Annotated in this window: 14 protein-coding genes; 8 read left to right on the top strand and 6 right to left on the bottom strand. The window is 65.1% G+C overall.

The genetic code is table 11. The features are described from left to right. Positions 1–220: 220 nt before the first annotated feature. The 4 genes from ACFPQ5_RS06935 to ACFPQ5_RS06920 all read left to right on the top strand — a co-directional run bounded on the left by ACFPQ5_RS06935 (position 221) and on the right by ACFPQ5_RS06920 (position 8,243). A complete protein-coding gene (locus ACFPQ5_RS06935; RefSeq protein WP_379752686.1) occupies positions 221–4,933 on the top strand; it encodes an NAD-glutamate dehydrogenase domain-containing protein in 4,713 nt (1,570 codons plus the stop codon). A gap of 3 nt (positions 4,934–4,936) precedes the next feature. Next, the gene (locus tag ACFPQ5_RS06930; protein ID WP_379752684.1) at positions 4,937–5,932 is read left to right on the top strand and encodes a succinylglutamate desuccinylase; all 996 of its coding nucleotides are present in this window, start codon (positions 4,937–4,939) and stop codon (positions 5,930–5,932) included. A gap of 213 nt (positions 5,933–6,145) precedes the next feature. Further along, positions 6,146–7,258 carry an NADH:flavin oxidoreductase/NADH oxidase gene (locus ACFPQ5_RS06925; RefSeq protein WP_379752682.1) on the top strand — a complete coding sequence of 371 codons (1,113 nt, stop codon included), beginning with the start codon at positions 6,146–6,148 and terminating at the stop codon, positions 7,256–7,258. 121 nt (positions 7,259–7,379) lie between these two features. Next, the gene (locus ACFPQ5_RS06920) at positions 7,380–8,243 is read left to right on the top strand and encodes a head GIN domain-containing protein (protein WP_379752680.1); all 864 of its coding nucleotides are present in this window, start codon (positions 7,380–7,382) and stop codon (positions 8,241–8,243) included. Positions 8,244–8,540: 297 nt separating this feature from the next. On the opposite strand, the gene ACFPQ5_RS06915 is transcribed toward ACFPQ5_RS06920, so the two are convergent. After that, positions 8,541–9,737 carry a globin domain-containing protein gene (locus ACFPQ5_RS06915; protein WP_379752678.1) on the bottom strand — a complete coding sequence of 399 codons (1,197 nt, stop codon included), beginning with the start codon at positions 9,735–9,737 and terminating at the stop codon, positions 8,541–8,543. Between the two features lie 86 nt (positions 9,738–9,823). Next, the gene (locus ACFPQ5_RS06910) at positions 9,824–10,288 is read right to left on the bottom strand and encodes an RrF2 family transcriptional regulator (protein WP_379752676.1); all 465 of its coding nucleotides are present in this window, start codon (positions 10,286–10,288) and stop codon (positions 9,824–9,826) included. A 178-nt stretch (positions 10,289–10,466) separates the two neighbouring features. On the opposite strand from ACFPQ5_RS06910, the gene ACFPQ5_RS06905 reads away from it, so the two are divergent. From ACFPQ5_RS06905 to ACFPQ5_RS06895, 3 genes are all read left to right on the top strand, one after another. Further along, positions 10,467–11,936 (top strand): APC family permease, encoded by a 1,470-nt coding sequence (locus ACFPQ5_RS06905; protein ID WP_379752674.1) that lies wholly within the window; start codon positions 10,467–10,469, stop codon positions 11,934–11,936. 186 nt (positions 11,937–12,122) lie between these two features. After that, entirely contained in the window at positions 12,123–14,591 is a 2,469-nt protein-coding gene (locus ACFPQ5_RS06900) for an MASE4 domain-containing protein (protein ID WP_379752672.1), read from the top strand. Between the two features lie 22 nt (positions 14,592–14,613). Continuing rightward, a complete protein-coding gene (locus ACFPQ5_RS06895; protein WP_379752670.1) occupies positions 14,614–15,045 on the top strand; it encodes a thiol-disulfide oxidoreductase DCC family protein in 432 nt (143 codons plus the stop codon). A 15-nt stretch (positions 15,046–15,060) separates the two neighbouring features. Here the strand turns inward: ACFPQ5_RS06895 and ACFPQ5_RS06890 are convergent, their stop codons facing one another. The 4 genes from ACFPQ5_RS06890 to ACFPQ5_RS06875 form a co-directional block, all read right to left on the bottom strand. After that, a complete protein-coding gene (locus ACFPQ5_RS06890; RefSeq protein ID WP_379752668.1) occupies positions 15,061–16,593 on the bottom strand; it encodes a methyl-accepting chemotaxis protein in 1,533 nt (510 codons plus the stop codon). A gap of 212 nt (positions 16,594–16,805) precedes the next feature. Continuing rightward, entirely contained in the window at positions 16,806–18,965 is a 2,160-nt protein-coding gene (locus tag ACFPQ5_RS06885) for a S46 family peptidase (protein ID WP_379752666.1), read from the bottom strand. Positions 18,966–19,069: 104 nt separating this feature from the next. Further along, positions 19,070–20,347, bottom strand: a complete 1,278-nt coding sequence (locus ACFPQ5_RS06880; protein ID WP_379752664.1) for a phospholipase D-like domain-containing protein — start codon at positions 20,345–20,347, stop codon at positions 19,070–19,072. 74 nt (positions 20,348–20,421) lie between these two features. After that, entirely contained in the window at positions 20,422–20,691 is a 270-nt protein-coding gene (locus ACFPQ5_RS06875) for a GlsB/YeaQ/YmgE family stress response membrane protein (protein ID WP_056336677.1), read from the bottom strand. Between the two features lie 298 nt (positions 20,692–20,989). On the opposite strand from ACFPQ5_RS06875, the gene ACFPQ5_RS06870 reads away from it, so the two are divergent. Further along, entirely contained in the window at positions 20,990–22,483 is a 1,494-nt protein-coding gene (locus ACFPQ5_RS06870) for a hypothetical protein (RefSeq protein WP_379752662.1), read from the top strand. Positions 22,484–22,504 lie beyond the last annotated feature (21 nt).

Below are 22,504 nucleotides of genomic sequence, written 5' to 3'. Positions count from 1 at the left end.
CACTCCGTGCCCACGCGGTACGGCGTTAAAGAGCAAATACAGCAGCAAAGAACCGGACCCGGCGCACAACGCGCTGTTCCGACCAAAACGAGTTACACGCTTCTGGAACAAGGAAGCCCAGGACCTGGACGGGACAACCCTGTCCAATAAAACGCCGGTGCACGCAAAGCCACAAGCCGCAGCGCGCACGGGCGACAACATTAGCTTTGGAGAAGCAACAATGAACGACATGTCGCACGATTTGCGTACGCAGACCCTCAACCTGGTGAGCAGCCAGCCCGCCGCCGGCGCCACCGACAATGTGCGCGCCCTGATCAGCGCCTGGCTTGGATCGCTCGATGAGGAAGACCTGGCCGGCACCGCGCCGCAAGCGCTGGCCCCCGTCCTGTGGGACGGCTTCACGCAGGCCGCGAAGCGTACTTCGCAGGGCTGCCAGATCACCCAGCTGCGTTACACCGATACCCGCGGCGGCATGGCGACGGCGCTGCTGATCCTCAACGACGACATGCCTTACCTGGTCGACTCCTTCGTCATGGCCCTGCGCAAGGAACGCGTCACCGCCACCGGCGTGATGAACGCCGTGCTGCCGGTCCAACGTGACGCGAACGGCGTCGTCACCAGCGTCGGCACCGCCGGCGCGCCGCTCGAATCCTATGTACTCGTGCTGCTGAACGACGAACTGGCCTTCGAAGAACTCGACAAGCTGACCGCGCGCATCCGCATGGTCGCCAACGACGCCGCCGTCGTGCACCGCGACGCGCTGGCGATGGGCGACCGCATGACCGAAGTGGCGGCCGCCGCTGCCGCCCACGGCACCCCGGCCGGCCAGGAAGTGGCCGCCTTCCTCGAGTGGGCCAAGAACGAAGGCTTCGAGCCTTTCGGCTACGCCTACTACGAAGTGCAGCCGGGCCAGCCGCAGCTGGTGCGCGACATCCCGAGCCGCATCGGCGTCCTGAAAGACACCGCGCACCCGGTCTACGGCACCTGCCTGGCCAACATCCCGGGCGAACTGGCGACCCTGTCCGCCCGCGCCGAGACACTGTCGATCGTCAAGGCCGACGTCGAAGGCACCCTGCACCGCGACCAGCCGCTCGACTTCATCGGCGTGCGCAACACCGACGCGCAAGGCAACATCCTCGGCGAGCACTGCTTCGTCGGCCTGTTCACCCGCGCCGCCACCTCGACCCCGCTGGCGCGCCTGCCGTTCGCGCGTGGCCGCGTGGCCAAGGTCCTGAGCCTGGCCGGCGTGCGTCAAGAGGGCTTCCGTGCCGAGAAATTCCTCGAGATCCTGGAATCGCTGCCGCGTACCGAAACCGTCGAAGCCGATCCGGAATGGCTGGCGCAAGTCTGCGGTTCGGTCGTCTCGCTGTACAAGCAGCCGCGCCCGAAAGTCTTCGCGCGCCGCGACGTATATGGCCGCCACCTGAACGCGCTGGTCTACCTGCCGCGCGAGCGCTACAGCGCCGCGGTTGCCGCCAGCCTGGCGCAAGCCCTGAAGGAAAGCTCGGGCGCGCACGACGTGCGTTCCTTCACCCTGGTCGCCGACGGTCCGCTGGCCCGCGTCTACTTGATCGCCCATGGCGCGCGTTATCCGCTCGACCTCGAAACCGACATCCAGCAGCCGCTGCTGGCGGTGCTGGACGGCTGGCATGACCGCTTCGCCACCATGACCAACGGCGTCGAAGACCACGCCCAGCGCAGCAGCCTGCGCAAACTCGGCACCAACCTGCCGGTCTCGTTCGTGACCGCCACCGCCCCGGACGTCGCCTTCCGCGACCTGCAGGCGATGCTGGGCCTCGGCCAGCAAGACCGCGTCGCCGTGCGTATCGAACCTGGCAGCGGCGCCGGCAACGAAGCCCACGACGCCTCGATCCGCCTGTACTCGGGCGAGAACGTGCCGTCGCTGTCGCGCATCCTGCCGGCCCTGCAAAACGCCGGCATCGCGGTCGACCGCGAGCAGACCTGGTCGATCACGACCACCGACGGCGTGCGCCACCACGTGACCGCGCTGGCGGTCGACGACGAAAGCGGCGACAAGCTGGTGAAAGCCGGCATCGCCCCCGTCGCCGAAGAGCTGTTCACCGCCCTGTTCAACAACGAAGCCGAAGACGGCCGCCTGAACGGTCTGACCATCGAAGGCGGCCTGTCGGTGCGCGAAGTGCAGCTGGTCCGCGGCTACATCAGCTACTGGCGTCAGCTCGGCTCGAAGTTCTCGGTGCGCTACATGGCCGAGACGCTGCGCGCGCAGCCGGCCCTGGTGAAGGAATTCGTCACCGCCTTCCTGCAGCGCTTCAACCCGGCCGCATCAAACGCCGAGCGCGAAGCCGGCACCGCGAAACTGGTGTCGCTGAAGGCCGGCCTGTCGAGCGTGAACCACGCCGACACCGAGGAAATCATGGCTGCCCTGGTCGAGCTGGCGCTGGCGACGGTCCGCACCAACTACTTCCAGAACGACGGCGAGAAGATCATCTTCAAGTTCGACACCAGCAACCTGTCGCTGGCGCCGGAACCGCGTCCGTACCGCGAGATCTACGTGTTCTCGCGCCGTTTTGAGGGCGTGCACCTGCGCGGCGGCCCGGTCGCCCGCGGCGGCCTGCGCTGGTCGGACCGCATGGAAGACTACCGCACCGAGGTGCTGGGCCTGGTGAAGGCGCAGATGGTCAAGAATGCCGTCATCGTGCCGGCCGGCTCGAAGGGTGGCTTCGTCTGCAAGCAGATGCCGAAGGACGCCGTGCGCGAGACCATCGCGCAAGAAGGTGAAAGCGTCTACCGCCTGTTCATTTCCAGCCTGCTGGAAGTGACCGACAACCGCGTGCGCGGCACCATCGTCGCACCGGAAAACACCGTGCGCTACGACCAGGACGACCCGTACCTGGTGGTCGCCGCCGACAAGGGCACCGCGACCTTCTCCGACATCGCCAACAGCATCGCCGTCCAGCGCGGCTTCTGGCTGGGCGACGCCTTCGCATCGGGCGGTTCGAACGGCTACGACCACAAGAAGATGGGCATCACAGCGAAGGGCGCCTTCGAAGCCGTCAAGCGTCACTTCTACGAAATCGGCCATGACATGAGCACGACCCCGATCACCATGGTCGGCGTGGGCGACATGTCGGGCGACGTGTTCGGCAACGGCGTGCTGCTGTCGCGCCAACTGAAAGTGCTGGCCGCGTTCGACCACCGCCACATCTTCCTCGATCCGACGCCGGACGTCGCCGTCTCCTTCGCCGAGCGCCAGCGCATGTTCGCGCTGCCGCGTTCGTCGTGGGAAGACTACAACAAGGACCTGATCTCGGCGGGCGGCGGCGTGTTCCCGCGCTCGGCCCGTTCGATCGAATTGAGCCCGCAGATCCGCGCCGCGCTCGACATCCAGGAAACCGCGCTGGCACCGGAAGAGCTGATGCACCGCATTCTGCTGGCGCCGGTCGACCTCTTCTACAACGGCGGCATCGGCACCTACATCAAGTCGTCGAGCGAGACCCACGCGCAGGTGAAAGACCGTGCCAACGACCGCATCCGCGTCAACGGCAATGAGCTGCGCTGCAAGGTGGTGGCCGAGGGCGGCAACCTGGGTGCGACCCAGGCCGGCCGTATCGAGTTCGCACTGGCCGGCGGCCGCATCTTCACCGATGCGATCGACAACTCGGCCGGCGTGGATTGCTCGGACCATGAAGTCAACATCAAGATCTGGCTGGATACCGAAGTCAGCGCCGGCAAGCTGCCGGAAGCCGACCGTAACCGCATCCTGAACGAGATGACCGGCGCCGTCGAGAAACTGGTCCTGCGCGACAACGAGCAGCAGACCCACCTGCTGACCCGCGAAGTGCAGGCACAGCAGAACGGCTCCGTGGTCGACAGCTACGCTGCCCTGATCACCAGCCTGGAATCGGAAGGCGCTGTCTCGCGCGAGCTGGAACAGCTGCCGACGGACACCGAACTTCAGCGCCGTAAAGCGCTCGGCGTCGGCCTGACCGCACCGGAACTGGCCGTCGTCGTCGCCAACGTCAAGAACCGCTTCAAGCGCATCCTGGCCGCGCTGCCGCTGACCGACGAACCATGGGCGGAAACGGTGCTGCGTCCGTACTTCCCGGCGCAGCTGGTCGCGACCCGCGATCCGCTCGATCACCCGCTGGCCAACGCGATCCTGGCGACCGTGCTGGCGAACGAAGCGGTCAACCGCTGCGGTCCGCTGATGATCCGCGACCTGGCCGCCGAGCACCGCGTCGACGAAGCCGAAGTCGTCAAAGCCTGGGGCCGCGCCTGGTCGGCGCTGAACCTGGCGCCGACCTTCGACGCGCTCGACGCCGATGCCCTGAGCGTGCCGCGCGACGTCTCGGTCGCCGTCGACCAGCGCACCCGTGCGCTGCTGCGCGCCGTGATCGAAGGCGTGCTGTCGCTGCCGCAGGGTACGGACGGCATGCAGGAACTGTCGCAACTGTTCGCGAATAACGATCAGCTGCGCCAACTGATGCCGGCCAAGTCGGAGGCCGACGGTCACGCTGGTCTGAACGCCGGTTTCGTGCAGGCCTGGAAGTCGGTCGAAACGATCGAGTCGCTGGCCACCTTCCTGTTCGCGGCAGTGTCGGTGCAGCGTCCAGCCGGCATGTCGCTGGCCCAGTTCCTGCAAGTGGGCATGGCGCTGCGCGAGAAGGCCGGCATCGACACGCTGGAGCGCGGGCTGAAGCTGCCGCCACAAAGCAAGTCGCAGGAACAGCTGCGCAACTACGCGATGCAGGCACTGCGCCGCACCCAGCAGCGCCTGCTGCTGCAGGTGATCGAGCGTGCCGGCAGCAGCGGCAACGCGCTGGCGGCGGTCGATGCCGTCACCTCGGACATGGGCCTGACCGGCTACGCGCCGGCCACCGACCTCGAACAGGCAATGCTGGACGTCTGGTCGCTGTCGGAAGGCTCGAATCCGGAACGCCTGGCGGCCTGAGCGATGAGCGCGCCCTCGCCCCACATGGTGCCTGACGCGGTGCGCGCGCTGGCCGAGGCCGATTTCGGCACGGTCGCGCAGCGTTTCAGCGATGCCGGCTTCGTCGTCGCGACGCCTGCCAAGGGCATCCTGACGGTCAAGGGCGTGCAGCCGGCACCGCGTCCGGCGGTGCTGCTGTCGGTCGGCGTGCATGGCGACGAGACCGGGCCAATCGAAATGGTCGCGCACGTGATCGAAGCCCTGTCGCGCGAGCCGCAGGCCTTGGCGGTGGACCTGATGCTCTGCGTCGGGAACGTCGAGGCGATCGCCGCCGGCAAGCGTTTCATCGATGCCGACTTGAACCGCATGTTCAAGCCGGATCGTGGATCGCTGGCCGGCACGGCGGAAAGCACGCGTGCCGATGCCATGATCGCCGCCACCGACGCCTTCTTCGCGGGTGCGGGCCCGGTGCGCTGGCACCTGGACCTGCACACGGCGATCCGCGCCTCGCACTACCCGATGTTCGCGATCGTGCCTGATTTGATCGCGGACGAAGGCAAGACGATGCTGATCGACTGGCTGGGACAGGCGGCGATCGGCGCCATCGTCATGAATCCGAAATCGGCCGGGACGTATAGTTACTACTCGGCCGAGCATCACCGCGCGGCGGGCAGCACCGTGGAGCTTGGGCGGGTCGGTACGCTGGGCCAGAACAACATGGACCAGTTTGCCGAGTCCTCGGCTGCATTGGACGCGCTGCTGCGCGGGTCGCAGCTAGCCGCGAAGAGCGCGCCGCATGTGTTCAAGGTGGCGCAGGAGATCGTCAAGTTGTCCGATGGCTTCCAGATGGGGTTCAGCCGCGAGACGCCGAATTTCGCTTCGCTCAAGCGGGGCGAGGTCATCGCCACCGATGGGGAGACCGTGTATTCGGTGTTCCATGAGGAGGAGATGGTGGTGTTTCCGAATCCCGATGTGAGAGTCGGGTTGCGCGCCGGGTTGATGGTGGTGCGTGTGAATTGATCGAAACGCCGCGAAGTTCGCGGCGTTTTTTATTCCACGATCTACGTAGGGGTGGGCGAGGCCAATGGCCTCGCCCACGGTTTCACCGGGCGCCCCGTGCCCACCATGGATGCGCACACGGAACGCGTGCGATTGGTGGGCACGGAGCGCCCACCCTACACGATTTCTCTGTCCGCGTTAGACTGCCCATTCAACAAGAATGGAGCCCTCCCCATGAGCATGCTGTTCAGCCCCTATAAACTCGGGCCACTGGAACTAAGTAACCGCATCGCCATCGCCCCCATGTGCCAATACTCGGCCATTGATGGCCTGGCCACCGACTGGCACATGATCCACCTCGGCCAGCTGGCACTGTCCGGCGCCGCCCTCCTGATCATCGAAGCGACCGCCGTGACGGAAGAGGGCCGCATCACGCCCGGCGACCTGGGCCTGTGGTCCGATGCGCACCTGGAAGCATTAAAACCCGTGATCGCCGCGATGCGCCGCCATGCCCCCATCAAGATCGGCATCCAGCTGGCCCACGCCGGCCGCAAGGCCTCCAGCGAAGCGCCGTGGGACGGCGGCGCCAACATCCACCCGGACCAGCCGCGCGGCTGGCAAACCGTGGCTCCCTCCGCCGTGCCGCATGCGCAAGGGGAGAGCGTGCCGCTGGCGCTGGACCAGGAGGGATTAAAACGCATCAGGCAAGGCTTCGTCGACGCCGCCCTGCGCGCGCAACAGCTCGGCCTCGATGCCATCGAACTGCACGGCGCCCACGGCTACCTGCTGCACGAGTTCCTGTCGCCGCTGGCGAACAAACGCGAAGACGAGTACGGCGGCTCGCTGGAAAACCGCATGCGCTTCCCGCTGGAGGTGTGCGCCGCCGTGCGCGCGGCGGTGCCGGAGATGTGCGTCGGCATGCGCATCTCCGCCACCGACTGGGTCGAGGGCGGCTGGGATCTGGAACAAAGTGTCCGCTTCGCGCAGGAACTGGAAAAGCTGGGCTGCCACTTCATCCACGTGTCCAGCGGTGGGGTGTCGCCGCTGCAGAAGATCCCGGTCGGCGCCGGCTACCAGATCGCCTTTGCCGAACGCATCAAGCGAGAGACCAGCTTGCCGACCATCGGCGTCGGCCTGATCACCGAGCCGCAGCAGGCCGAGCACATCCTGCAGTCGGGCCAGGCCGACATGGTGGCGCTGGCGCGCGCGATGCTGTACGACCCGCGCTGGCCCTGGCATGCGGCGGCGGAGCTGGGCGCCCAGGTGGCCGCGCCGCCGCAGTACTGGCGCTCGCAGCCGCGTCAATACAAAACCCTGTTCGGCGAGACGCGCCTGGGCCAGCGCTGAGCAGCGCTCTGGCGCGGTTCAACCCGTGAAAAATGCAGTTCGTCGCAGGAAGCGCGACGGCAGGAGGGCCACGCTCTAGAGTGGACGCATTGATAAGGCAACCACTAAGGAAAGGTTCTCCATGCGTACCCTGATCGCCCTTGCCTGCGCCGCCACCCTGAGCGGCTGCATCGTCATCGCCACCCCGTCGGATAACGGCCGCGACTACCAGGTCCACACGCCCTTCAGCGGCCAGACCGTCGACGGCAATGGTGTCGCTGCACGCGATACGCGCGCCGTGGCGGCGCTGACGGGGCTGAATGTAGGCGGCTCGATGATCGTCGACGTGCGCGTCGGCGGTGCGCCGTCGCTGGTGGTGGAAGGGGACAGCAACCTGCTGTCCTATGTGAAGACCGAGACGCGCGGTTCCACTCTCCACATCGAGACCGAGCGCCGCCTGCGCAGCACCACGCCTTTGAAGGTGACCTACACGGTGCCGCGCCTGACGGACCTGAACTCCGGCGGCTCCGGCCATGTGACGGTGCGCGACCTCAAAGGCGAGCCGCTGGCGGTGCGCCTGGGCGGCTCGGGCGTGGCGCGCCTGTCGGGCGATGTCGCCGAACTCGATGCCCGGGTCTCGGGTTCGGGCAAGATCGAAGCGGGCGACCTGCGTGCGCGCAGCGCCGACGTCACCGTCAGCGGTTCGGGCGGGGTGGTGATCGGCCAGGTGCGCGGCGATAACGCGCGCATCCAGATCAGCGGTTCGGGCACGGTCCAGACCAGCGGCGCGGTGCGCAGCCTGAACGTGCGCGTGAGCGGTTCGGGCAGCGCGGACCTGGCCAACCTGACGAGCGAACAGGGCGACCTGACCAGCAGCGGCTCGGGCGGCATCTCGGCCACCGTGCGCCAGTCGGTGTTCGCGTCGACCAGCGGCTCCGGCCCGATCCGCGTGTATGGCCAGCCGACCCAGCGCAATACCAGCGGGCGCAACGTCCAAATGTTGTGATTGGCCGGAAGCGCGTAGGGTGGGCACTCCGTGCCCACGCGGTACGGGCGTGTCCTTGCACCATACGCTCTCAAATACCGCTCGTACAGTATCCGCGAGTCGCGTTCGATTCAATCGTTTTTGATCGTGGCACGGTGACACCGCGCCAGCGACGTGTTGCGGTAGGCGGTGCAAGGATAGACACGTACCGCGTGGGGCCATAGAGGCCAATGGCCTCTATGGCGGCTTCACTGCAGGAGCGCCCACCCTACGTGAGCCGGCAGATCGTCGTCGGCGTCACGCGCACCCGATCCGGGCTTACAGCAAATGGTCCAGCAGGTCCGGCCCGAACACTTCGCGGTGCAGGCGCGGCGCCGGCACGCCGGCATTCAGCAGCGCCAGCCACTGCGCCTGCATGAATTTCAGCGGACCGCACAGCCACACTTCCGTCATGTCGAGATCCCAGGCCGGCAGGCGGGCGATGTCCATGCGGCCGGCCATGACGCCGTCGCCGGCAGTGCCGATGTCTTCATAAAAGGTCGCGACGTGCAGGTTCGGCATGACGGCCCTGGCGGCGGCGACGTCGTCCTGCAGCGGGTGGTGCGCCGCATCGCGCGCGGCGTAGCCGAAGATGACGCGGCGCTGCGGGTGCACCAGCGCGATGCGGTTCAGGCTTGATACCATCGGCGTGATGCCGACGCCGGCCGACAGCAGCACGATCGGCGCCTCCGATTCGGTGTCCGGCGTGAACTCGCCGAACGGATGCGTCACCTGCAGCACGCTGCCTTCCTTCACGTTCGCGTGGATCCAGTTCGAGACTTCACCGGCCGGCGCTGCTTCCAGCGCGTCCTCGCGCTTGACCGAAATGCGCAGGCTGTCCTTGCCCGACGCATCCGACAGGCTGTACTGGCGCAACTGGTGACGGCCGCCCGGCAGGTCGACGGCGACGCTGACGTACTGGCCGGCTTTAAAGGGCGGCAGCGGCTTGTCATCGGTCGGAACAAAGCGGATCGACAGCACGTTCGCGCTCTCGCGCTTGACGTCCGTGACGCGCATCGGACGTGTCTCGCCCGGCTCGATGCCGGCGGTGCTGTACATCCCGGCTTCGGCGCTAATCAGCAGATTGGCCAGCGAACCGTAGGCTTCGGCCCAGGCGTCGAGCAGGGGCTGCGTGGCCGCGTCGCCCAGGGTTTCCGCAATCGCGGCCAGCAGGTGGCGGCCGACGATCGGGTAGTGCTCGGCGCGGATGCCGATCGAGACGTGTTTATGCACGATGCGCTGCACCACCGGTCCCAGTGCCTCTGGCGTGCCGATGTTGGCGGCGTACGCGAACACGGCCGACGCCAGCGACTGCTGCTGCGCGCCGCTGGCCTGGTTGCCCATGTTGAACAGGCGCGTCAGTTCCGGATGTTCGGCCAGCATGTTCTTGTAGAACAGGCGGGTAATCGTCAGGCCGTGCTCGCGCAGGACGGGGACGCTGGCGTCGATATACGGACGGGAAGCAGCAGAGATCATCGTGTATTCCTGAGTTCTTGCATTTCAAATGCAACTTTAAAGTTCAAAAAAATGCCCGCGGACGGGCGTATCGGTGCCGGCAGGTGTCAGGCCGTGCCGGCGGCGGCGCCACTCCAGAACATCTTGTGCATCCGTACGATTTGCTCGCCGGTGCTGCCTGCCGTGATTTGCGCCAGCGTGTAGCGGTCCATCTCGGCATAGAAGGCGCGCATGCCGGCTTTCAGAATGCCGCGCAGCTGGCAATCGAGGCTGAGGGCGCAGCGCGTCGCTTCGCAGTCGACGAGTTCGTCGTCGCCTTCGAGTTCGCGCAGCACCTGGCCGACCGTCAGCAGCTGCGGATCGGCCGCCAGGCGCAAGCCGCCATTGCGGCCGCGCAGGGCGCGCACCCAGCCGGCACGCGCCAGGTGGCCGACCACTTTCACCAGGTGGTTTTGCGGGATCGCGAACTGCTTGGCGATCTCGGCAACCGTCACCGGATGCGGGCGTTCGCCGGCGCGCTCGAGGTAAATCAGCACGCGTAAACCAATGTCGGAAAAGCGGGTCAGGCGCATAAGATGTCTTCAGGAAAGAACGACCGTATTCTAGCCTATAAAATAAGTATGGCCAATGCATCTTTAAGAAAAACTATTTTCTCAACAACAGCGGAACGGCCCTATAATCGCGAGCTTTGGCGGCTTATGTACTCATCATGTGCTCAGCCGTTTCTCCATCGAGTGACAAAGGATTACCGTGAACCTGACACTGGGCCAGAAGCTGATTCGCACCAAACCGGCTGAACGCGCGCACGAAGACAGCCAGGCCGTCCATGGCGGCGGCCTGAACCGTACCCTGGGCCTGTTTCCGCTGACGATGATCGGCGTCGGCGCCACGGTCGGCACCGGCATCTTTTTCACGATGGTCGAAGCGGTGCCGAAAGCGGGACCCGCCGTCATTCTGTCCTTCCTGATCGCCGCAGTCACCGCCGGCTTGACGGCCCTGTGCTACGCCGAACTGGCCGGGCGCGTGCCGGCCTCGGGCTCCTCGTATTCCTTTGCCTACGCCACGGTGGGCGAGTTCGCCGCCTTCATCGTCGCGGCCTGCCTCCTGCTCGAATACGGCCTGGCCGGCAGTGCGGTGGCGATCGGCTGGTCGGATTATTTAAATAACTTCCTGCAGAACGCGTTTGGCTGGGAAATCCCGGCGTCCCTGCGCTCGCCCATGTTCGTCTCGGACCACAGCAACCTGACGGTCCACTCGGGGAACTTCAACCTGCCGCCGGTGCTGCTGGTGGCCATGTGCTGCGTGCTGCTGGTGCGCGGCACCAAGGAGTCGGCCACGACCAACGCCATCATGGTGGTCGTGAAACTGGCGATCCTCGCTTTCTTCGCGGCGATCGCCTTTACCGGTTTCGACGCCAATAACTTCACGCCCTTCTTCAATCTGGACAACAGCAAGGGTTTCGCAGGCATGGCCGGCGTCACGGCCGCTGCCGGCACCGTGTTCTTCTCCTTCATCGGCCTGGACACGATCGCCACTGCCGGCGAAGAAGTCAAGGATCCGCGTCGCAACGTCCCGATCGGCATCCTGGCCGCGCTGGTCATCGTCACCGCCTTTTATATGCTGGTGGCGCTGGCCGCGATGGGCGCGCAGCCGGCCCACATGTTCGAGGGCCAGCAGGCCGGCCTGTCGGTGATCCTGCAGAACGTCACCGGTAAAGCCTGGCCGGCGCTGGTGCTGTCGGCGGGCGCGGTGGTGTCCGTGTTCTCGGTGACCCTGGTGACGATCTACGGCCAGACGCGCATCCTGTACGCGATCAGCCGCGACGGCCTGATCCCGAAGACTTTCCAGAAAGTGAACCCGAAGAGCGGTGCGCCGGTCAGTAACACCCTGATCGTCTGCCTGGTGGTGGGCCTGGTGGCCGGCCTGGTCGACTCGACCTTCTTGTGGGACATGGTCAGCATGGGCACGCTGACGGCATTTATTGTCGTCTCGATCGCTGTGCCCGTGATTCGCGCCAAGCAGGGACCGGACGCCGAACACGGTTTCCGCGTGCCCTTCGGCCCCTACGTGGTGCCGGGCCTGTCGATCGCGGCCTGCCTCTACATCATGAAGGACTTGCCGCATGCGACCTTCCGCGTGTTCTTCATCTGGATGGCGGCGGCGATCGCCACCTACTTCCTGTACAGCGTGCGGCATAGCCGGCTGAACAAGAAGCTGTAATGCCGATCTGCTGACAAGAACGCCGCGCTCGACGCGGCGTTTTTTTTGCGGACGAGCCCGGTAAGTTTTCGGGAAGCGTATGCCAAAGGGTGATACCCTGCAACATTTCGCAAGGACGGTGTCACGTTTGAACCGTCGTCGGCAGCGACCGGATCTTGCTTTCACCGCAGCACTTCAGGTACAGCAATGACCCAGACCGCTTCCACCCTTCCTCGAGCAGGCCAGACCGCAGGCAAGTTGTTGCCTTTCCAGCGCCAGGCATTGCTGGCCGCCCTTGCGATTGCGCTCCTGACTGCGCTCCTGATGCCGATCGCGGCCCATAAATGGCCCGCCATTCCGTCCTTCCTGCCGTCCTACCAGACCGCCATCATCGGCGCCTATAGCGTCGCCGCCTATCTGCTGTACGGCTACTTCAAGCAGACGGGTACATACGCCATGCTGTACTTGTGGGGCGGCTCGGTGTACACGGCGGCCATCCTGCTGGCCCAGTTCCTGTCCGTGCCAGGCGCCTTCGTTCCGAATGTGCGCCTGCTGGGCGGCGGGCAGACGACCAGCTGGCTGTGGTTCTTCTGGCACCTGAGCGCGACCGGCATGCTGTTCTGCTATGCGCTGGCCGAACTGCGCGCACCCGGCCTGCGCGTTGCCGATACCGGCGCCGCTTTCCGGCGCTGCCTGAGCTGGACCGGCGCGGCCGTAGTGGTCACGCTCCTTGGCGTGACCCGTTTCGAGCCGCTGCTGCCGGTGGTCGACGTGGCGGGCGACTTCAACCGCATCACGCACAGCGGCTACGCGCCCTTCATCCAGGCCGTGATCATGGCCGCCCTGGCCATGCTGTGGCGTGCGACCCGTTTCAAGACGCCGATCAGCGCCTGGATCGGCGTGGCGATGGTGGCGCTGGCCTTCGACAATGCGATCACGATGGCGGGCGGCACGCGCCTGTCGGTCGGCTGGTACGTCGGGCGCATCAATGCGCTGCTGGCGGCGCTGGTAATGCTGGGCCTGTACCTGAAGGAAATCAACCGGGTGTATCTGCGCGCCGCGCAGCATGCCGAACTGCTGGCGCAAGCCAACGAGCGGCTGGAGAGCCAGCACGCGCGCCTGCTGAGCCTATTCGAACAGGCGCCCGGTTTCGTGGTCGTACTGGGCGGCGATCATTGCCACATCCAGATCGTGAACGCGGCCTTCGCGCGCCTGGTCGGCGCGCGCCTGCTGGTCGGCCTGCCGATCCGCAAGGCGCTGCCGGAACTCGAGGGGCAGCACTGGTTCGAGCTGATCGACAGCGTCAGCCACAGCAAGCGGCCGCATGTGGAAAACGGCATGAAACTGGTGCTGCGGCGCGGCCCCGACGGCGCCGGCGAAACGCGCTACATCGACGTGCTGTTCCAGCCGAACATCGGCGCGGACGGGGCGCTTGCCGGCATCTTCATCCAGGGCCAGGACGTGACCGAGCAGCATCTCGCACGTGTCGAACTGGAGCGCCATCAAACGCACCTGGAGAGCCTGGTGCGGGAACGCACCCGCTCGCTGGAAGAAACGCAAACGGCCCTGATGCATGCACAAAAGCTCGAAGCCATCGGCAAGCTCACCGGCGGCGTCGCCCACGATTTCAATAACGTGCTGCACATCATCAACGGCAACCTCGACCTGATCAAGATGCTGGCCGTCGCCAACGCCAAGGTGCAGGAGCGCTGCCAGTTGGCGCAGACGGCCGTGCGGCGCGGCGCCAAGCTGTCGGCGCAGCTGCTTGCCTTTGCCCGCAAGCAACCCTTGCAGCCGAGCGCGCTGAAGCTGGACGATGTCTTCGAAGGCATCGACCTGCTGCTCAAGCGCGCGGTCGGCGAGCGCGTCGAGATGCGCTACGAGATCGCGCCGGATGCCTGGAACGTCGAAGCCGACCCGCAACAGCTGGAAAACGTGATCCTGAACCTGGTCCTGAATGCCAGCGATGCGATGCCGGAAGGCGGCGTGCTGGCCGTTTCCGTTGCCAATACGTTGCGCGACGGCGCCGAATATGTGCACCTGGCGCTGCGCGACAGCGGGGTCGGCATGCCCGAAGAGGTCAAGGCCCGTGCCTTCGAACCCTTCTTCTCGACCAAGGGCGTGGGCAAGGGAACCGGCCTGGGCCTGAGCATGGCCTATGGTTTCGTCAAGCAGAGCGGCGGCCATATCGACCTCGACAGCGCACCCGGCGCGGGCACGACGGTGAATATCCTGCTGCCGCGCACCGACGAGGCGGCGAGCGCGCGCAAGAGCGAGGCAGCGGCGCCGGTGCAGGGCGGTGACGAGACGATCCTGGTGGTGGACGACGAAGCCGAGATCCGCGACAACGTCGGCGCCATGCTGACCCAGCTCGGCTACAAGGTGCTCAGCGCCGCCAGCGCCGACGCGGCGGCGGCCATGCTCGAGGCGCAAGAGCGCATCGACTTGCTGTTTACCGACGTGATCATGCCGGGTGCGATGAGCAGCACCGTCCTGGCCGAACGCGCACGCGCGCGTCATCCGGGCATCCGTGTGCTGTTTACCTCGGGATATACTGAGAATGCGGTGATGCACAACGGCCGCCTCGACGAAGGCGTGAACCTGCTCAGCAAGCCGTACGCGCGCGAGGAACTGGCGGCGGCGGTGCGCAAGCTGCTGTCGGCGAAGGCGGCCTGAACGATCGATTGGTGTGAGGACGATGCAAAAAATTCCCTACCTGGGCGAGCACGAAAACGTCGTCCTGTTCGACGGCGTCTGCAAGCTGTGCAATGCGTGGAGCAATTTTTTGATGCGCCACGACCACCGGCGCCGGTTCAGGCTGGCCAGCGTCCAGTCGCCGGAAGGCAAGGCGATCCTGGCGCATTTCAATTATCCGACCGACTATTACGACACCATGCTGGTCGTGCACGGCGGGCGCGCCTTCGACAAGAGCGATGCCTTCTTCGCCGTGATGGGAGAGCTCGGCCTGCCCTGGAAAGCGGCCCTCGTGTTCAAGCCGATCCCCAGGAGGCTGAGGAATTGGCTCTACGACCGTATCGCCCTGAACCGCTACAAGCTGTTTGGAAAGTACGAATACTGTGCGCTGCCCGCGCCGGGCCAGGAAGAACGCTTCCTGGGCGGCGCGAAATAGCGCCGCCCGCACCGCTTACGCCAGCTGGAACACCCGTACCTGCTGCGCCAGCGCCTGCGCCTGCTCGCGCATCGATTCGGCGGCAGCCGCCGCCTGTTCCACCAGCGAGGAATTCTGCTGGGTCAGGTTGTCCACATGGTCGACCGCGACATTGATTTCGCGGACGCTCGCAGCCTGCTCGTCGCTGGCGGCGGCAATGCGCTCGATCAGGGCGTTCACGTCCTGCACGCTGCCGAGCAATTCCTTCATGGTGAGGCCGGACTGGTCGACGAGGACCGTGCCGTCTTCGATTTTCGCCACCGAGCTGTGAATCAGGCCCTTGATCTCCTGGGCCGCGCTCGCGCAGCGCTGGGCCAGCTGGCGCACCTCCGAGGCGACCACGGCGAAGCCGCGGCCCTGTTCTCCGGCGCGCGCCGCTTCGACCGCGGCGTTCAGGGCCAGGATATTGGTCTGGAAGGCGATGCCGTCGATGGTGGCGATGATTTCGACGATCCGGCCCGAGGCCTGGGTGATGTCGCCCATGGTCTTGACGACGTCGTCGACGATGGCGCCGCCCTTGCCGGCGATCAGCGAGGCTTGCGCCGCCAGCGAACTGGCCGAGCGCGCGTCGGCGGCGTTGCGTCCGACCGTCTCGGTCAGCGAGTGCATGGTCGATACCGTCTGCTGCAGCGAGCTGGCCGAGGCCTCGGTGCGCGCCGACAGGTCCTGGTTGCCCGAGGCGATTTCGCTGCTGCTGATCGACATCGCTTCGGTTCCGGAACGCACGCCGTTGACGATCTCGACCAGGCCGCAGCGCATATTGCCGAGGGCGCGCATCAGGCTGCCGATCTCGTCCCTGGAGCCGGCATCGATGCTGCGCCGCAAATCGCCCACCGCGACCGCTTCCGCGAATCTCGTCGCGCGCACCAGCGGCACGACGATGCTGGCGGTGACGCGCCAGGCCAGCACGGCGCCGATCAGCAGCGCAAGCAGGGTGATGGCCGCGATCATGGTCTTCGACTGTTCCAGCACCTGGTCGACCTTGTCGCCGGCGCCGTTCAAGGTGGTTTCGATGCCGCCGATGACGACGTCGAGGTCGGCGACGATGCGGCGGCGCAGCGGACTGCATTCGTCGACCAGGAAGACGCCGTATTCCTTCATCTGCCCGGCGCTGCGGTATTGGCGCGGGCGCGACAGCTCATTGGCCATCGCCTTCAGGCCGGCGTTGGCCTTGTCGAAGTCGGGCTGGCCGGCGAGCAGCGGTTCCAGCCGCTTCAGGCTGTCGAGGTAGATCGCGCGCTGCTCGTCGAGCACGCCCAGCTCGCGCAGCGCATCTTCTTCGCGTTCGTAGATGTAGGCGTTGCGCGCGGCGATGCCGGTCTGGCCGAGCGCTTCGCGCAGCTTATACAGCTGGGCCAGTTGCGTGGTGCGGATGTTCTTTTCTTCGGCGACCGTCTGCGCCGTGTCCGCCATGCGCACGAGCGCAATCGCGGCCAGGGCCAGCATCAGCATGCCGAGGATGCTGAAGCAGACGGTCAGGCGCGCGCCGATCTTGAGTTGGTTGAACATGATACTGGCTTTCCTGGACAGACGATAAAATCGAAAAAATCGGAATGGATGAGTTCAGTCTAATCCAGGACTTGATGATTCTTCTCAGTATTTAATCTTGTAACAAGGAAATATTTTAACTGTCGTTGCTATCCAACAAGGCGAAAAAAAGCCACGCTCCTTGCGGCAGCGTGGCTTTCGCTGTTGAAGAGGTGCCGCAGCACCTCGCCAGATTACAGCGCGTTCATTTCCTTCAGCAGGTTATCCGCCTTGTCCACGTGCTTCATGTTCCACAGCATGTAACGCACATCGACCTGGATGTCGCGGGTGTTGGCCGCATTGAAGTCCCAGTCGGAGATGATCGAATCCAGGGTGCCATCAAAAGCCAGGCCGATCAGCTCGCCGCGCTTGTTCAGTGCTGCCGAACCCGAGTTGCCGCCGGTGATGTCCAGCGTCGCCAGGTAGTTCACAGGCACCGTTTTGAGGACCGGGTCGACGTACTTGCCGAAGTCCTTGTTCTTGATCGCAGCCAGCTGGGCGGTAGGCGCGTTGAACTCGCCTTCGCCGGTGTGCTTGGCGACCACGCCCTTGACGGTGGTGAACGCGGTCCACGAACCGGTGCCGTCGGCGCCATGGTCGCGGCCGGCGATCTTGCCGAAGGTCACGCGCAGGGTGCCGTTGGCGTCCGGGTAGACGGCCTGGCCCTTGCTGTTCATGTAGGCGATCTTCGCTTTCATGTAGCCCGAATAGGCCTTCTGGATCTTGCCGCCGAGTTCTTCGGCTTTTGCTTCGTCCTTCAGGTCGGCGTCATACATGGCGACGGCTGCCTTGATGAAGCTGTCGTCGCTGGCCTTGAAGTCGGCAGGCGATTTCTTCAGCCACGCGGTGCGCTCTTCCTTGTTGGCCAGCTTCGAACCGGCGTAGACCTTGTCGATCGCGGCCTTCAGTTCGTCCTGGCTCATGCCCGAACGAATGCCGAGGGCGGTGTTGAAGGCCGTGTCCTGTTCCTTGGCCGGCTGGGCCAGGTACTTGGTCAGGAAGTGCAGGACCAGTGCCTTGTCGACTTTTTCGTCGTAGGTGCGGTCCTGGCCGGTGATGACCGAGGTCATGCGCGCCATGTCACGGTCCTGGTAGCCCGATTTACGCGCGGCGTCCGGTTTCGTGCGCTCGTTGGCCAGGCGGTACAGGGTACGTGCCGAGCTCAGGAAACGCGGCTGGGCGTAGCCCAGGTAGAAGCCTTCCTTGGTGTGGCTGTCGCGCTCAGCGATCAGCTTTTCGACGGCTTCGATGTCGCCGGCGAACTGCTTCTTGCGGGCGGCGTCGGCGTTGACCCAGGCCTTCATCGCATTGTGTTCGGCGGTCTTGCGCTGCAGGAAGTCGCTGTTCTCGTACGAGGTCAGCATGCCCTTGCGGTTCTTGTAGTAGTTGTTGACGCCCGCGATCTGGCCGGCGTACTTCAGCTTGGCAGCCGGGTCGTTCTTGGTTTCGCGCTCGATAATGGCGAGCACGTCACCCGAAGCGGCGACGAAGGCCGGGTAGTTCCAGTCGAAGGTGTACTGCACTTCCGACGGCAGGCGGTGACGGTTGGTGCGGCCAGGGTAGCCGACGACCATGATGAAATCGCCTTCCTTCGAGCCTTCGGTGGCGACTTTCAGGAAGTGCTTCGGCACGTAAGGCACGTTGTCGGTCGAATAGTCGGCAGCCTTGCCGTCTTTCGACACGTAGGCGCGATAGAAACCGTAGTCGCCGGTGTGGCGTGGCCACATCCAGTTGTCGGTATCGCCGCCGAATTTGCCGACGCCGGCCGGTGGCGCGTGCACCAGGCGCACGTCGCGGATTTCCAGCTGTTTCAGGCGGTAGAACTCGAGGCCGCCGTAGTAGCTGGCCACGGTGCAGCGGTAGCCCGGGGTCTTTTCGCAGGCTGCGACCATTTCTTTCTGGTTCTTTTCGATCGCGTCGATGCGCGCCTTGCCGGTCAGCCTGGCGACTTTCTTGTCGATGATCTGGTCGGTGACGTTGGTCACTTCTTCGGTCACGAACACGCGGCTGCCCGGCGAAGCAGGCACTTCCTCGGCCAGGGTCTTGGCCAGGAAACCGTTGGCCAGCAGGTCTTTCTGCGGGGTCGAGTTGACGGCGACGCTGTTATAGACGCAGTGGTGGTTGGTGACGACCAGGCCTTGCGGCGAGACGAACGAAGCCGAGCAGCCGCCCAGGCTCACGACTGCGCCCATCGGGAATTCGGTCAGTTTGGTCAGCGAGGCCGGATCGAGCTCGAGGCCGGCGGCTTTCAGTTGCTGGGCTACTTGTGGCAGCTGCTGCGGCATCCACATGCCTTCGTCCGCTTGTGCGGCGAAGCTGGTCAGGATGGCCAGCGAGAGGAGGGTCTTTTTCATTCGCGATCGATCAGGAAGGGTTGGAGATACATATGGCTCCGCGGAGCAGCCCAGAGTATCCGTAATCCCTGCCTAGCTCGTCAACCGATATTTCCTGGCCGTCTTTACAGCTGTGAGCCGAACAGCGACGCAAATTCCCCGCTCAGTTTTTCCGTCCAGGAACGGTTCTGCCAGGCCGTATAGGTGATGCGGCGGGCGCGCTGCCAGTCCTGGTCGAAAATGGTGTCCTGCGCCTTCGCGAAATCGGCGTCGAGCACGTTCAAATTCGCCTCGTCGTTGATGCTGAACGAGCGGTTGTCGAAGTTGGTCGAGCCGACCGATACCATCAGCGAATCGACGATCAGGGCTTTTACGTGGTACATGGTCGGCTGGTATTCGGCGATCTCGACCCCGGCCTTCAGCAAATCGCCCCAGCGCTCGCGCGAGGCCAGGCGCACCACGTCGGAATCGATTTCCTTGCCCGGCGTGATGATGCGCACTTTCACGCCGCGCTTGGCGGCGGCGATCAGGGCGCGGATCGTGAGTTCGTCCGGCACGAAGTAGGAGGCCGACATGTTGATCGAGGTGCGCGCTGCCGTGATCGCCATCAGGTACATCAAGTGCATGCTTTCGCTGCCGCCGGTGGGCGAGCTGGAAAACATCTGGGCCGGCATGCTGCCGACCGCCTGCAGCGGCGGGAAATACATTGGGCCGTCGAGCACGACGCCGGTGGCTTTCAGCCAGTTATCGGTGAACACGGCCTGCATCTGGCCGACCACCGGGCCCTGCACGCGGAAATGGGTGTCGCGCCAGTGATCCTCGTCCTGGGCGTTGCCGCGCCACTGGTCGGCAATGCCGACGCCGCCCGTGAACCCGACCACGCCGTCGACAATCAGTAATTTGCGGTGCGTGCGGTTGTTCAGCCGCGCCAGTTTCCACCAGGCCGGCTTGTGATAGCGCTGCAATTGCACGCCGGCGTCGCGCATTTTCTGCATGGCTTCGTCCGTCATCTTGATGCTGCCGATGAAGTCGAGCATCACGTGCACTTTCACGCCGGCGCGGGCGCGCTCGGCCAGCGCCGCGGAGAATTCTTCGCCGATCGTCTCCGACCAGTAGATATAGGTTTCGAAGGTGATCGTCTTTTGCGCGCCGCGGATCGCCGCCAGCATGGCCGGGAAGATCTGGTCGCCGTTGAGCAGGGTCTCGACCTGGTTGCCCTCGATGATGGGCGGCCCCAGCAGCACGCCCATCGAACGCCGGAACTGGGCGTCGTGGACATCGTACTGGCGCGTCAGCTGGGTCTCGATCTGCTTCTCGGCCGGCATGAAATTGAGCGCCAGAAAGCCGACGAGGAGCGTCAGGATGCAGGTGGTAATCGAAATCGTGACTTTACTGGCGCGCATAGGGCAATTCTCAAAATTTCAGGCGAAAAAAAACCAACGCGTGGAAGCGTTGGTTATGTGGGGCCAAACACTGATTAACGTACCCGACCGCGACGCAGCAGGTTGACGATAGCCAGCAGGATGACGGCACCCAGGAACGAAACCAGCAGCGACGACACGCTGAAGTCATCCGAATTGATAGTGCCAGTACCGAACAGTGGGGAGAGCAACCAGCCGCCCAGGAAGGCGCCGATGATACCGACCACGACGTTCAGAATCATGCCTTGTTCCGCATCGGTCTTCATGACCATGCTTGCAAGCCAGCCCAGGATACCACCGACGACGATCCAGATGATGAATAGCATTTTAGTTCCTCCTCATAGTAAAAAAAACCTACCCGAGGCCAATTGATTGCGGTGGCCATGTGAAAAAGTCTACGGACTCACGGTACAGCGGGTCGGTGCGGCAACGAACGTTAGACGACGAATCTGCAAATCGCGTTCCGCATGTTTTTTCCGACGATTTTCTTGCCGCTTTGGAATGTCCTGAAGTGGGTGCGTCATCGAACAGAAGGGCAATAGGACGGGGCATATTGTTCGGCTACTGGCAACCGATTTGTTGCAAGACTTGACCGCACCACGACAACTTTGAAAGGGATACATCATGAGCTACGACACCAATAAGCAGAATTCGCGCATGGTCACCGGCCTGTTCCCCGACCGCGCCAGCGCAGAGCGCGCTTATGGCACGGTTTCGGACCGTGGATACACCAAGGACGACGTCAACCTGATGATGTCGGATTCGACCCGCACCACCCATTTCGCCGATACCGATACTGAACTCGGCAGCAAGGCTGCGGAAGGCGCCGGCATCGGCGCCGGTATCGGCGGCACCATCGGCGCCGTCCTGGCAGGCATCGCCGCCGTCGGCACCACCCTGGTCCTGCCGGGCTTCGGCCTGGTCGTGGCCGGCCCGCTGGCCGCCGCACTGGCCGGTGCCGGCGCCGGCGGCATCACCGGCGGCCTGATCGGCGCCCTGATCGGCGCAGGCATTCCGGAAGAACGCGCAGCACACTATGAAGAAGGCATCAAGAGCGGCGGCATCGTGATGGGCGTGAATGCCCGCACCGACGAAGACGCTGCCCACTTCGAGCGTTCGTTCAATGAACACGGTGCTTCGCACGTGATCGGCACCGGTGTCGGCGCCGTCGGCGGCGCGCTGGCCGGCGCTGCCATCGGTTCGGCAGCCGGTCCGATCGGTACCGTCGCAGGCGCCGCCATCGGCGGCATCACCGGCGGTATGGCCGGCAAGGGCGTGGGCGAAGTCGTCAATCCGAAAACCGGTGACGACCTGAACGAACACCACCTGGCCAAGGGCGTCGGCGCCAGCGCCGGTGCAGCCACCGGTGCCGCACTCGGCGCCGTGGGCGGCCCGGTCGGCATGGCGGCGGGTGCCGTCGTCGGCGGCCTGGCGGGCGGCGCTGCAGGCCGTGGCGCAGGCGAAGTCGTGAATCCGAAAGGCGACGACCGCCTGGACGAACATAATCTGGCGCAGGGTGTCGGCGGTGCCGGCGGTGCAGTTGCCGGCGCGACGGTCGGTGCCGCTGCCGGTCCGGTCGGCATGGCGGCAGGTGCCGTGATCGGCGGCCTGGCCGGCGGCGCAGCGGGCAAGGGCGCCGGCGAAGCCGTCAACTCGAAGCCGGGCGACGAGCGCAGCGACCATCACCTGGCCACGGGCGTGGGCGCCGGCGGCGGCGCGCTGGCGGGCGCATCGGTCGGCGCGGTCGGTGGCCCGGTCGGCGCAGTGGTCGGCGCGGGCGTCGGTGCCGCGCTCGGCGGCATGGCCGGCAAGGGCGTCGGCGGCCTGGTCAACCCAGCGGCGGAAGACGCCCACTGGCGCGACAACTACCAGACCCAGCCGTACTACACCCCGGGCTACACCTACGACGACTACGCGCCTGCTTACGCGCTGGGCTACAACGGCAAAGGCCGTTACACCGGCAGCTACGAGCAGAACGAGTCCTACCTGGCCGACGACTGGAACACCAGCCGCGGCAACTCGCGCCTGTCGTGGGACCAGGCCAAGGCAGCCAGCCGCGCTGCATGGCACAAGGTCGAGCGCGCCATTCCGGGCGATGCGGACCGCGACGGCCGTTAATCCACGTCTGAACGAGCTCTA

It is taken from the genome of Massilia suwonensis, assembly GCF_042655665.1.
In the GTDB taxonomy this organism is placed as follows: Bacteria; Pseudomonadota; Gammaproteobacteria; order Burkholderiales; family Burkholderiaceae_D; genus Telluria; species Telluria suwonensis.
This window is presented reverse-complemented; position numbering and strand designations above follow the sequence as displayed.